Here is a 12,375-nt window from a genome sequence, read left to right on the forward strand (position 1 = left end):
CCTTCGGTGTTTCCAGCCTAGCAGATCCGATTTCCGTCTCCGCCACCCGCTGGACCGGGCCACCGGGCCGTTCTCCGCTTCCGCGTTTCCCTTTCCGGCGATTCCGACTTTACCAGATCCTTTTCCGTTCCGTTTCCGGTGCGGATTTCGTTTCCGGTGGCCGTTGGAGGGCCTTTTGCCTTTCGGCGCTTTCCGACTTTATCAGAACTTCCGAGTCGGATTTCCCGCCCCTCCGGGTCCCCTTCGGCGCGCGAACGTGCCGGGTTCCCCTCGGGCGGAGCCGTAAACGTACTGGAGCGGGGCGCCCCGATGCAAATCGAGGGCACCCCGCTCCGGTCACGTCTGGTGGAGCGTCAGACCTCCACCACCACGGGCAGGATCATCGGGCGACGGCGGTACGTGTCCGACACCCACTTGCCGATGGTGCGGCGGATCAGCTGCTGGAGCTGGTGGGGCTCCACCACTCCGTCCTGGGCCGACTTGTTCAGCACCTCCTCGACCTTCGGGAGCACCGCGTCGAACGCGCCGTCATCGATGCCGGAGCCGCGCGCCTGGACGTGCGGGCCGCCGACGATCTTGCCGGTCGTGGAGTCGACCACGACGAAGACCGAGACGATGCCCTCCTCTCCGAGGATGCGGCGGTCCTTGAGCGCGACCTCCGTGACGTCGCCGACCGACAGGCCGTCCACGTACACGTAGCCCGCCTGGACCTTGCCGACGATCTTGGCCTTGCCGTCGACCAGGTCGACGACCACGCCGTCCTCGGCGATGACGATGCGGTCCTTCGGGACGCCCGTCATGGCGCCCAGCTCGGCGTTGGCGCGCAGGTGGCGCCATTCGCCGTGCACCGGCATCAGGTTCTTCGGCTTGCAGATGTTGTAGAAGTACAGCAGCTCGCCGGCCGAGGCGTGGCCCGAGACGTGCACCTTGGCGTTGCCCTTGTGGACGACGTTCGCGCCCCAGCGGGTCAGGCCGTTGATCACGCGGTAGACCGCGTTCTCGTTGCCCGGGATCAGGGACGACGCCAGGATCACCGTGTCGCCCTGGACGATGCGGATCTGGTGGTCGCGGTTGGCCATGCGGGACAGGGCCGCCATCGGCTCGCCCTGGGAACCCGTGCAGACCAGCACGACCTCGTGGTCCGGCAGGTCGTCGAGGGTCTTCACGTCGACGACCAGGCCCGGCGGCACGCGCAGGTAGCCCAGGTCCCGGGCGATGCCCATGTTGCGCACCATCGAGCGGCCGACGAACGCGACCCTGCGGCCGTACTCGTGCGCCGCGTCGAGGACCTGCTGGATGCGGTGCACGTGGCTGGCGAAGCTCGCCACGATGATGCGCCGCTGGGCGCCGGCGAACACGGAGCGCATCACGTTCGAGATGTCGCGCTCGTGCGAGGTGAAGCCGGGGACCTCGGCGTTCGTCGAGTCGCTCAGCAGGAGGTCGATGCCCTCCTCGCTGAGCCGGGCGAACGCGTGCAGGTCCGTGAGGCGGTTGTCCAGCGGGAGCTGGTCCATCTTGAAGTCACCCGTGTGGACCACCATGCCCGCGGGGGTGCGGATGGCGACGGCCAGGGCGTCCGGGATGGAGTGGTTGACCGCGATGAACTCGCAGTCGAACGCGCCCAGCACCTCGCGCTGTCCCTCGGTCACCTCCAGGGTGTAGGGGCGGATGCGGTGCTCCTGGAGCTTCGCCTCGATGAGCGCGAGGGTCAGCTTCGAGCCGATCAGGGGGATGTCCGGCTTGAGGCGGAGCAGGTACGGGACGCCGCCGATGTGGTCCTCGTGACCGTGGGTGAGGACGATGGCCTCGATGTCGTCGAGGCGGTCCCTCAGGGTCGTGAAGTCCGGCAGGATCAGGTCGATGCCCGGCTGCTCCTCCTCGGGGAAGAGGACGCCGCAGTCGACGATCAGCAGGCGGCCGCCGTACTCGAAGACGGTCATGTTGCGGCCGATCTCGCCGAGACCGCCGAGCGGGGTGACCCGCAGACCGCCCGCGGGCAGCTTCGGTGGGGCACCGAGTTCAGGATGCGGATGGCTCAAAAGACTCTCCTCACCACGCACGCCACGTGCCGCTGAGACACGTGGCGCGCGTGACTTTCATGCAGGTGCAAAGGACTGTGTTGCTGCTATTCGGTTGTGAAGTCTGTTGTCACAGGTCTACCCCGCCCGCGGCGAGGTCCGCCTTCAGCCGCTCGGTCTCGGCCGGGGAGAGCTCCACCAGCGGCAGCCGCAGCGGGCCCGCGGGGAGGCCCTGGAGGGCGAGGGCGGCCTTGGTGGTGATCACGCCCTGCGTGCGGAACATGCCGGTGTAGACCGGGAGCAGCTGCTGGTGGATCTCGGTGGCCTTCTGGACGTCGCCGCTGAGGTGGGCGTCGAGGAGGGCGCGCAGCTCGGGGGTGACGACGTGGCCGACGACGGAGACGAAGCCGACGGAGCCGACGGAGAGCAGCGGCAGGTTGAGCATGTCGTCGCCGGAGTACCAGGCGAGGCCCGAGCGGGCGATGGCCCAGCTGGCGCGGCCGAGGTCGCCCTTGGCGTCCTTGTTGGCGACGATGCGCGGGTGCTCGGCGAGGCGGACGATCGTCTCGGTGTCGATGGGGACGCCGCTGCGGCCCGGGATGTCGTAGAGCATCACGGGGAGCCCGGTGGCGTCGGCGACGGCCGTGAAGTGCCGGTACAGGCCCTCCTGCGGGGGCTTGTTGTAGTACGGCGTGACGGCGAGCAGGCCGTGTGCGCCGGCGCGCTCCGCGGCGCGGGCCAGCTCGAGGGTGTGGCGGGTGTCGTTGGTCCCGATGCCGGCGACGACGTGGGCGCGGTCGCCCACGGCCTCCAGGACCGCTCGTACGAGCTGGTCTTTCTCCGCGTCGCTGGTGGTCGGGGACTCGCCGGTGGTGCCGTTGACGACCAGGCCGTCGTTGCCTGCGTCCACGAGGTGGGCGGCGAGCCGCTGTGCACCGTCGACGTCGAGTGCGCCGTCCGCCGTGAAGGGCGTGACCATGGCGGTGAGGACCCTCCCGAAGGGGGTCTGCGGAGTGGAGATCGGAGCCATGGGTAACACGCTACTCGCTGCTCAGCGCGTGAGGTCCCCTCGGGGACGTGACGAAGTGGAGCCCGGCACTGCCTGCTCGGGGGTTCAAGCAGTGCCGGGTCCGTCTGATCAGCCTAGATGAACTTCTCAGAGTGCCGCAATACGGACACTTCGGACGGGTGCTCCGTCCATCCGTACAGCTCTGGACTCCGGGGTCCGGCGGGCCCGGACTACGGCGCGACGCGGCCGTTCTTGTTGAAGGCCGCGTACGTCAGCGGCATGAGCCCGGCCCACTCCGCCTCCATGCGCTCGCCGACCATCTCGATCTCCCGCTGCGGGAACGACGGCACCTTCGCCAGCTCGTGCTGCGTGCGCAGCCCCAGGAAGTGCATCAGCGAGCGGGCGTTGCACGTGGCGTACATCGACGAGTACAGGCCGACGGGCAGGACCGAACGGGCGACCTCGCGGGCGACGCCGGCGGCGAGCATCTCCTGGTACGCCTCGTACGCCCGGACGTACGCGTCCTCCATCGAGCGCGAGACGAGCTTGTGCTGCTCCTCGGTGCCCGGGGCGAAGACGTACTTGCCGGGGCGGCCCTCCTGGACCAGCTTGCGGGAGGCGTCCGGCACGTAGAAGACCGGCTGGAGCTCCCGGTAGCGGCCCGACTCCTCGTTGTACGACCAGCCCACACGGTGGCGCATGAACTCGCGGAAGACGAAGATCGGGGCACTGATGAAGAACGTCATCGAGTTGTGCTCGAAGGGGCTGCCGTGCCGATCCCGCATCAGGTAGTTGATCAGCCCCTTGGACCGCTCGGGGTCCTTGCGCAGCTCGTCGAGGGACTGCTCCCCCGCCGTGGAGACCCGGGCGGCCCACAGCACGTCCGAGTCGGCGGCGCTGTGCTTCACCAGCTCGACGGTCACGTCACTGCGGAAGCTGGGCCGGAGGTCCTGGGGGGCCTCGGGTTCCTGGGGGGCTGCGGCGGGGGTGTCGGTCACCGGCGGGTCCTTCCGAAAATCGCGTCGCACGGGCGGCGCCCACTCTACGGCCCCGGACCGACATCGGAATTCGGGCACCAAACCGCTCGTAGGGACGTCTGTATCGGGTAGTAGCGGCGTTCACACCATTCGTCACCGAAGGAGAGCCACCATGCACCCCCGCCGAGAGGCCGTCCCGTTCGCGTTCGTCTCGGAATCCGACCGCTTCCGCAGTAACGTCACCCCTCCGGCACGGCAGCGTCCCGGCCTCTCGGAGATCGCCGGCCGTACGCTGATCGGACTGACTGTGGTGGCCGGGCTCGTGGGGTCGCTGCTGTTCGGGATGCCGGCGCTGCAGGCCGGCCCGCAGGCCGGGCACACGCAGCAGTCCGAGGCTTCCGAGGGCCGCTGACCCGTACGCGCCCCCTGCTGTGGCCGGGCGTGGGGGCGCTGGGTAGCCTCACCGGGCACAGCCCGAACAAGCGTGCAAAGAGTTAAGGATCTGTCGTGCCCCTGCCCTTCCTGACGGCCGACCGCGCTTTCGAAGCCACGAGCGACGACATTGCGCTCCCGTTCGACGACCACGACCAGTGGCGTCGCCCCTACCGGCCCGGCCCCTGGCGGGTGATCGCGGCGTCCCTGGCCCTGCTGGTCGCCTCGTTCATGCTGCTGGCGGCCCTGATCGTCGCACTGGCCGGGGCCCTGCCGGCTGCGGGCCTGTGCCTGGGCGCCGCCGTGCTGGTCATCGCGCCGGCGCTGCGGCTGCTGCGCGTCGGCACGTGGGTGAGCCGGCACGGGGTGCGGCAGGTGCGGTTCCTCCGTACCGTCACGGTGCCGTGGGACCGCACCGCGTCGCTGCGGACCGTGCAGCAGCCGGTGCGCTGGCTGGGCCTGCCGCGGACCGTGCAGGGGCAGGCGCTGCTGCTCCTGCGGCAGGGCGGCGGGGAGCCGCTGACGCTGCTCACCGACCACAACGCGGACTTCCTGGCCCGGGTGGAGGCCTTCGACCGGGCCGCCGACTCCGTCGAGGCGTGGAACGCGGAGTACGCGCCCGTCTCCTGAGCGGCCGGCCCCGGACGACCCGTGCCCCGCGACCCGGCTGACCGGGGCGCGGGGCACGCGTACGAGTGCGGGATGCCGTCGCTCAGGAGGCGAGGGGCCGCCTGTCGTGCAGGGCGATCGCGCGCTGCATGGCCTTGCGGGCCCTGGGCGTGTCGTGGGCGTCGCGGTAGGCGACGGCGAGCCGGAACCAGCAGCGCCAGTCGTCCGGCGCGTCCTCGGTCTCCGCGCGGCGCCTGGCGAACACCTCGTCGGCCGAGTCGCGGTCGATCCGCCCGTCGGGGGTGCGGCGCAGCTCGTCGACGGGCAGGCCGCCCTCGGCCTCCAGCTCGGCGGCCAGGCGGTTGGCCCGGGTGACGAACCGGGTGTTCATCCAGAGGAACCACACGCCGATCGCCGGCAGGACCAGCGCCGCGAGCCCGAGGGTCACGGTGACGGCGGTGCCCTGCTGGATCAGGGCCACGCCGCGGCCGCCGACCAGGACGAACCAGACGGCCAGGAAGGCCGCCATGACGAAGTACGTGATCTTCGCGCCCATGGGTCAGCCGAGGTCGAGGAAGTGCTCCAGGCCGAAGGTGAGGCCCGGAGTGGAGACGACGCGGCGGCAACCCAGCAGGATGCCGGGCATGAAGCTGCGGTGGTGCAGGGAGTCGTGGCGGAGGGTGAGCGTCTCGCCCTCGCCGCCGAGCATCACCTCCTGGTGGGCCAGGAGTCCGCGGAGGCGTACGGCGTGGACGGGGACGCCGTCCACGTTCGCGCCGCGCGCGCCGTCCAGCGCGGTGGCCGTGGCGTCGGGCTGCGGGGCGCAGCCGGCGTCGGCGCGGGCGGCGGCGATGAGCTGGGCGGTGCGGGTGGCCGTGCCGGAGGGGGCGTCGACCTTGTCGGGGTGGTGCAGCTCCACGACCTCGACGGACTCGAAGTAGGGGGCCGCGAGCTGCGCGAACCTCATCGTGAGGACGGCGCCGATGGAGAAGTTCGGGGCGATCAGGACGCCCGTGGCGGGGCTGGCGTCGAGCCGGGCCCGCAGCCGCGCGAGGCGTTCGTCGGTCCAGCCGGTGGTGCCGACGACGGCGTGGATGCCGTGGCGGACGCAGTGGTCGAGGTTGTCCATCACCGAGTCGGGGGTGGTCAGCTCGACGACGACCTGGGCGCCGCTCTCGGTGAGCGCGTCCAGCGAGTCGCCCCGGCCCAGGGCCGCGACGAGTTCCATGTCGTCGGCGGCCTCCACGGCTCGTACCGCCTCGGAGCCGATGCGGCCCTTGGCGCCGAGGACGGCCACGCGCAGCTTGCTCATGCTTGCTTCCTTACGGGTTGCGGCGGGGGGTCGGGTCAGGAGACGGCCGAGTGAAGGCGGTCCGCCTGCTTGTCCTTGAGCGGGCCGATCACCGCGAGCGACGGCCGCTGCCCGAGGAGCTCGGACGCCACCGCGCGGACGTCGTCGGGGGTGACGGCGGCGATGCGGGCCAGCATGTCGTCGACCGACATCTGGTCACCCCAGCACAGCTCGCTCTTGCCGATGCGGTTCATCAGGGCGCCGGTGTCCTCCAGGCCGAGGACGGTGGAGCCGGAGAGCTGGCCGATGGCGCGGGCGATCTCGTCGTCGGACAGGCCCTCGCCCGCCACCCGGTCCAGTTCGTCGCGGCAGATCCGCAACACGTCGTGGACCTGGCTGGGGCGGCAGCCCGCGTACACGCCGAACAGGCCGCAGTCGGCGAAGCCCGACGTGTACGAGTACACGCTGTAGGCCAGGCCGCGCTTCTCGCGGACCTCCTGGAAGAGGCGGGAGGACATCCCGCCGCCGAGGGCGGTGTTGAGGACGCCCAGGGCCCAGCGGCGCTCGTCGGTGCGGGCGAGGCCGGGCACGCCGAGGACGACGTGCGCCTGCTCCGTCCTGCGGTTGACCAGTTCGACGCTGCCGGCCGTGCGGATGGCGCGGCGGCCGTCGCGCGGGGCGACCGGGACGGCGTCCGTACGGGTCAGGGCGCCGGCCTTCTCGAAGGCGCGGCGGACCAGGCGGACCACGGTGGCGTGGTCGACGTTGCCGGCGGCGGCGACGACCAGGTGCGTCGGGTCGTAGTGCTTCTTGTAGAAGCGGGCGATCCGGTCGCGGGTGAGGGCGTTGATCGTGTCGACGGTGCCGAGGACGGGGCGGCCCAGCGGCGTGTCGCCGAACATCGTCTTGGCGAACAGGTCGTGGACGACGTCGCCCGGGTCGTCCTCGGTCATCGCGATCTCTTCGAGGATCACGCCGCGCTCGGCGTCGACGTCCTCGGCGAGGATCAGCGATCCGGTGAGCATGTCGCAGACGACGTCGATGGCGAGCGGCAGGTCCGTGTCGAGCACGCGTGCGTAGTAGCAGGTGTACTCCTTCGCCGTGAAGGCGTTCATCTCGCCGCCGACCGCGTCGATCGCGGCGGAGATGTCGAGGGCGCTGCGCTGCCGCGTGCCCTTGAAGAGGAGGTGCTCCAGGTAGTGCGTGGCGCCGTTGAGGGTGGGCGTCTCGTCGCGGGAGCCGACGTGGGCCCAGATCCCGAAGGTGGCGGAGCGTACGGAGGGCAGCGTCTCGGTGACGACGCGCAGGCCGCCCGGGAGGGTGGTGCGGCGGACCGTGCCGATGCCGTCCTTGCCCGGGAGAAGCGTTTGGGTACGGGCGACGGCCCGCGCCTCCGAGGAGGTGCGGGCCGTCGTCCGGAGACTACGGGACGTCACTGGTCGGTGTCGTCCTTCCCCGCGGCGGAGCCGCTCGTGGACGCGGTGTCGGCGCTCTCGGCGCCCTCCTCGTCCGCGAGGACGGGGATGAGGGAGAGCTTGCCGCGCTGGTCGATCTCGGCGATCTCGACCTGGACCTTGGAGCCGACCGCGAGCACGTCCTCGACGTTCTCCACGCGCTTGCCACCGGCGAGCTTGCGGATCTGCGAGATGTGCAGCAGGCCGTCCTTGCCCGGGAGGAGCGAGACGAACGCGCCGAAGGTGGTGGTCTTGACGACCGTACCCAGGTAGCGCTCGCCGACCTCCGGCATGGTCGGGTTGGCGATGCCGTTGATCGTGGCGCGGGCGGCCTCGGCCTGCGAGCCGACCTGGGCACCGATGTAGATGGTGCCGTCGTCCTCGATCGTGATCTCGGCGCCGGTGTCCTCCTGGATCTGGTTGATCATCTTGCCCTTGGGGCCGATGACCTCGCCGATCTTGTCCACGGGGATCTTGACGGTGATGATCCGCGGGGCGTTCGGGGACATCTCGTCCGGGCGGTCGATCGCCTCCATCATCACGTCGAGGATGTGGAGACGGGCGTCGCGGGCCTGCTTGAGGGCCGCGGCCAGGACGGAGGCCGGGATGCCGTCCAGCTTGGTGTCGAGCTGGAGGGCGGTGACGAACTCCTTCGTGCCGGCGACCTTGAAGTCCATGTCGCCGAAGGCGTCCTCCGCACCGAGGATGTCGGTGAGGGTGACGTAGTGCGTCTTGCCGTCGATCTCCTGGGAGATCAGGCCCATGGCGATGCCCGCGACGGGGGCCTTGAGCGGCACGCCGGCGTTCAGCAGCGACATCGTGGACGCGCAGACCGAGCCCATGGACGTCGAGCCGTTGGAGCCGAGGGCCTCGGACACCTGGCGGATCGCGTAGGGGAACTCCTCGCGCGACGGCAGCACCGGCATGAGGGCGCGCTCGGCGAGGGCGCCGTGGCCGATCTCGCGGCGCTTCGGGGAGCCGACGCGGCCGGTCTCGCCGGTGGAGTACGGCGGGAAGTTGTAGTTGTGCATGTAGCGCTTGCGGGTCACCGGGGAGAGGGTGTCCAGCTGCTGCTCCATGCGCAGCATGTTGAGGGTGGTGACGCCGAGGATCTGCGTCTCGCCACGCTCGAACAGCGCGGAGCCGTGCACGCGCGGGATGGCCTCGACCTCGGCGGCGAGCGTACGGATGTCCGTCAGGCCGCGGCCGTCGATGCGGACCTTGTCCTTGATGACGCGCTCGCGGACCAGGGACTTGGTGAGCGAGCGGTACGCCGCGGAGATCTCCTTCTCGCGGCCCTCGAACTGCGGGAGCAGCTTCTCGGCGGCGACCGCCTTGATGCGCTCCAGCTCGTTCTCGCGCTCCTGCTTGCCGGCGATGGTGAGAGCCTGGGCCAGCTCGGTCCTGACGGCGGCGGTGAGCGCCTCCAGGACGTCGTCCTCGTAGTCGAGGAAGACGGGGAACTCGCCGACCGGCTTGGCGGCCTTGGCGGCGAGGTCCGACTGGGCCTTGCACAGGACCTTGATGAACGGCTTCGCGGCCTCGAGACCGGCGGCGACGACCTCCTCGGTGGGGGCCTCGGCACCGCCCTTGACCAGCTCGATGGTCCTCTCGGTGGCCTCGGCCTCGACCATCATGATCGCGACGTCGCCGTCCTCCAGGACGCGGCCCGCGACGACCATGTCGAAGACGGCGTCCTCGAGCTCGGTGTGCGTCGGGAAGGCGACCCACTGGCCCTTGATGAGGGCGACGCGGGTGCCGCCGATGGGGCCGGAGAAGGGCAGGCCGGCCAGCTGCGTGGAGCAGGAGGCGGCGTTGATCGCGACCACGTCGTAGAGGTGGTCGGGGTTGAGCGCCATGATCGTCTCGACGATCTGGATCTCGTTGCGCAGGCCCTTCTTGAAGGAGGGGCGCAGCGGGCGGTCGATCAGGCGGCAGGTGAGGATCGCGTCCTCGGAGGGCCGGCCCTCGCGGCGGAAGAAGGAGCCGGGGATCTTGCCGGCCGCGTACATCCGCTCCTCGACGTCGACCGTCAGGGGGAAGAAGTCGAGCTGGTCCTTGGGCTTCTTGGACGCGGTGGTGGCCGACAGCACCATGGTGTCGTCGTCCAGGTACGCGACGGCGGAGCCGGCGGCCTGCCTGGCCAGGCGGCCCGTCTCGAAGCGGATGGTGCGGGTGCCGAAGGAGCCGTTGTCGATGACGGCCTCGGCGTAGTGGGTCTCGTTCTCCACCAGTGGTTTCTCCGTTTACTTGTCGTCTTTTCGTCCGTGCGCCCGTGTGGCGCGGGACGGGGAGCGGAGAGGTCTCACCCGGTGTGCGGGCCGGTCTTCGATCGAAGCACCCGGGTGCACCCTGGGCTCTTGCGTCCCGTGGGGCCCGGGGGCCACTACCGAGGACCGGCGGCGGCGAGGCGGCCTCTCCTCCGTGTCATGACGTACCCGGCTTCCGGCCGCGTCATGGCGTGTTCGTTATGTCGTTGTGCGACCAGATTACTGAGCCTGGACCCAGGTTCGCATTCCGATCAGCGTGCGCGTGCACACGCGTACAGCAAAGGGAGCGGCTCCCTGTCGTCGGGAACCGCTCCCCTCACGGCGTCTTACTTGGCGCCGCCGGCCGCACCGCGGCGGATGCCGAGGCGGTCGACCAGCGTACGGAAGCGCTGGATGTCCTTCTTGGCCAGGTACTGCAGCAGGCGGCGGCGCTGGCCGACGAGGATCAGCAGACCACGACGGGAGTGGTGGTCGTGCTTGTGGGTCTTCAGGTGCTCGGTCAGGTCCGAGATGCGGCGCGAGAGCATGGCGACCTGGACCTCGGGGGAGCCGGTGTCGCCCTCCTTGGTGCCGAACTCGGCCATGATCTGCTTCTTCGTGGCGGCGTCGAGAGACACTCGGTACTCCTCATTGGTGTTCGATGCGCCTGCGAGTGCCCCTGGTCTTGGTCTCAGGGGGACTTCCGTGACTCGGAGGCGAAGGCGCGATGAGCGCTGCTCCCAGATGCTCCGGGGGCGCGTACACAAACGGCCGTCACACAGCGTACCAGTCCGCGTGGACGCCGTACGCCCCGCCTACGACGTGAGGGCGCGGATCGAGTGGTACACGTCGAAGACCGCCAGGCACAGCGGGACCAGGGTGAGCAGGAAGAACCCCTCCGCGATCTCCAGGAAGCGGCCCCAGAACGGCGTGACGCCCTTCTTCGGCACGATCAGCCCGATGGTGACGATCAGGGCCGCGACGCCGGCGACGGCGGCGGCCAGCCACACCGTGCGGAGGTCCAGCGCCCCGCCGTCCCCGCGCAGCGCGGCGCGGACGACGCCCTCCGGCGGGTTGAGGCACAGGCCGAGGCCGAGCAGGACGAGGGAGCCCAGTCCGGCGGCCAGGGCGCAGCCGACCTGCGCGGAGTACCGGAACAGGTGGGCGCGCATCATCATCGCGGCGCCCGTGGCGAGGGCGAGGAGCTGGCCCCACACGTTGTCGGAGAAGCCGAGCACGCCCGCGGCGGTGACCGCGACCAGGGCGCAGCCGCCGACCAGGCCGACGAGCAGTTCGTGGCCGCGCCTGGCCTGGGCGGCGATGCGGACGGCGTCGACCGGGCCCTGCGGGGCGCTCTCGCCGCCGTCGTACCCGCCGACGGTGGTGCGGGGCGGGTCGAAGCCGATGGGGAGCCGGGCGAAGCGGGTGGACAGGCCGGGCAGGAACGCGAGCGCGCCGGCGGCGAGGGGCGGGCAGACCGCGGCGGTCTCCACGGTGCTGATGCCGGTCAGGATCGCGACGAACGTCACGAGCAGGCCCACGGCGGAGGCGAAGACGAACGCGACGAACGGCCCGTCGCCGGAGGGGGCGACGAGCATGAGGATCAGCGACGTCACCAGGACGGCGGCGCAGGCGAGCAGGAACTGCAGCCGGCCCGGGCCCTGGCCCGCGGCGAGCGACAGCAGCCCGGAGCCGCCGACGGCGGCGTTCGCCATCGCGCCGACGCCGAGGGCGACGGCCGAGCCGCGGTCGTCGTACACGCGGGCGCGGACGCAGGCGAGCGCCAGGAGCAGCAGCGCGGCGACGCCGGCGAGGATGCCCGGCAGGCCGTGCGTGTCGTGGCGCGGGTCGGCCTGCCACAGCACGAACGCGAGCAGCACCAGCAGGACGGAGCCGCCGAACAGGCCGGAGCCGCGCATCAGCCCGTCCGTCCAGAAGCGGCGGTCGCGGGCGACGGCGGAGGCGACGGCGTCCGAGACGTCGTCGAAGACGGCCGGCGGCAGCGACTCGGCGAAGGGCCGCAGCGAGAGCAGCTCGCCGTCGAGGATGCGCTGGGCGGCCAGTGACCGGGCCGAGTCGAGGACCGTGCCGTCGCGGCGGACCAGGTGGTAGCCGACCGGGGCGCCCTCGACGGGGCTCTGGCCGGACAGCCGGAGGATCTCCGGGTAGAGGTCGGCGACCGGGATGTCCTCGGGCAGCGCCACGTCGACGCGTCCGTCGGGCGCGACGACGGTGACCCGGCAGAAGCCGGTCCCGCCGCCGGACGGCGTCGCGGGAGCCGGGTGACCGGTCGTGGTGGCCGCCGCCTGGGCCGTCATGCTCACCTTCTGCTTCCC

General features: G+C 71.0%; 11 protein-coding genes. 2 read left to right on the forward strand and 9 right to left on the reverse strand.

Going from position 1 to position 12,375, the window contains the following annotated elements; translation table 11 throughout:
- Positions 1-353: 353 nt before the first annotated feature.
- The 3 genes from IE106_RS28990 to thyX form a co-directional block, all read right to left on the reverse strand.
- Complete coding sequence (locus IE106_RS28990) at positions 354-2,039, reverse strand: ribonuclease J (protein ID WP_189538218.1); 1,686 nt, start codon at positions 2,037-2,039, stop codon at positions 354-356.
- A gap of 109 nt (positions 2,040-2,148) precedes the next feature.
- Positions 2,149-3,048 (reverse strand): 4-hydroxy-tetrahydrodipicolinate synthase, encoded by a 900-nt coding sequence (gene dapA / locus IE106_RS28995; RefSeq protein WP_189538219.1) that lies wholly within the window; start codon positions 3,046-3,048, stop codon positions 2,149-2,151.
- Between the two features lie 209 nt (positions 3,049-3,257).
- Positions 3,258-4,025: an FAD-dependent thymidylate synthase gene (gene thyX, locus IE106_RS29000; RefSeq protein WP_189538220.1), complete on the reverse strand. Its 768-nt coding sequence runs from the start codon at positions 4,023-4,025 to the stop codon at positions 3,258-3,260.
- A 151-nt stretch (positions 4,026-4,176) separates the two neighbouring features.
- Here thyX and IE106_RS29005 point away from each other — a divergent pair, with 151 nt between their 5' ends.
- Positions 4,177-4,416 (forward strand): hypothetical protein, encoded by a 240-nt coding sequence (locus tag IE106_RS29005; RefSeq protein ID WP_189538221.1) that lies wholly within the window; start codon positions 4,177-4,179, stop codon positions 4,414-4,416.
- Between the two features lie 95 nt (positions 4,417-4,511).
- Positions 4,512-5,066, forward strand: coding sequence for an SCO5741 family PH domain-containing membrane protein (locus IE106_RS29010; RefSeq protein ID WP_189538222.1), 555 nt, complete (start codon positions 4,512-4,514; stop codon positions 5,064-5,066).
- 82 nt (positions 5,067-5,148) lie between these two features.
- Here IE106_RS29010 and IE106_RS29015 read toward each other — a convergent pair whose 3' ends face one another.
- From IE106_RS29015 to eccD, 6 genes are all read right to left on the reverse strand, one after another.
- Entirely contained in the window at positions 5,149-5,601 is a 453-nt protein-coding gene (locus IE106_RS29015) for a hypothetical protein (RefSeq protein WP_189538223.1), read from the reverse strand.
- Between the two features lie 3 nt (positions 5,602-5,604).
- Positions 5,605-6,357 carry a 4-hydroxy-tetrahydrodipicolinate reductase gene (gene dapB / locus IE106_RS29020; RefSeq protein WP_189538224.1) on the reverse strand — a complete coding sequence of 251 codons (753 nt, stop codon included), beginning with the start codon at positions 6,355-6,357 and terminating at the stop codon, positions 5,605-5,607.
- Between the two features lie 35 nt (positions 6,358-6,392).
- Entirely contained in the window at positions 6,393-7,772 is a 1,380-nt protein-coding gene (locus tag IE106_RS29025; RefSeq protein WP_189538225.1) for a M16 family metallopeptidase, read from the reverse strand.
- Entirely contained in the window at positions 7,769-10,021 is a 2,253-nt protein-coding gene (locus tag IE106_RS29030) for a polyribonucleotide nucleotidyltransferase (RefSeq protein ID WP_189538226.1), read from the reverse strand. Before IE106_RS29030 ends, IE106_RS29025 begins: the two co-directional genes overlap by 4 nt.
- Before the next feature lie 365 nt (positions 10,022-10,386).
- Positions 10,387-10,677: a 30S ribosomal protein S15 gene (gene rpsO / locus IE106_RS29035; RefSeq protein WP_006346214.1), complete on the reverse strand. Its 291-nt coding sequence runs from the start codon at positions 10,675-10,677 to the stop codon at positions 10,387-10,389.
- A 177-nt stretch (positions 10,678-10,854) separates the two neighbouring features.
- Positions 10,855-12,357: a type VII secretion integral membrane protein EccD gene (eccD, locus tag IE106_RS29040; RefSeq protein WP_189538255.1), complete on the reverse strand. Its 1,503-nt coding sequence runs from the start codon at positions 12,355-12,357 to the stop codon at positions 10,855-10,857.
- Between the last annotated feature and the right edge of the window lie 18 nt (positions 12,358-12,375).

Source organism: Streptomyces roseolilacinus, from assembly GCF_014649335.1.
Classification (GTDB): Bacteria; Actinomycetota; Actinomycetes; order Streptomycetales; family Streptomycetaceae; genus Streptomyces; species Streptomyces roseolilacinus.

What these genes read in the sequence shown, in the direction of transcription:
- dapB (WP_189538224.1), bottom strand. Translation starts at nt 6,357, where the DNA reads ATGAGCAAGCTGCGCGTGGCCGTCCTCGGCGCCAAGGGCCGCATCGGC.
- IE106_RS29015 (WP_189538223.1), bottom strand. Translation starts at nt 5,601, where the DNA reads ATGGGCGCGAAGATCACGTACTTCGTCATGGCGGCCTTCCTGGCCGTC.
- dapA (WP_189538219.1), bottom strand. Translation starts at nt 3,048, where the DNA reads ATGGCTCCGATCTCCACTCCGCAGACCCCCTTCGGGAGGGTCCTCACC.
- eccD (WP_189538255.1), bottom strand. Translation starts at nt 12,357, where the DNA reads ATGACGGCCCAGGCGGCGGCCACCACGACCGGTCACCCGGCTCCCGCG.
- IE106_RS29005 (WP_189538221.1), top strand. Translation starts at nt 4,177, where the DNA reads ATGCACCCCCGCCGAGAGGCCGTCCCGTTCGCGTTCGTCTCGGAATCC.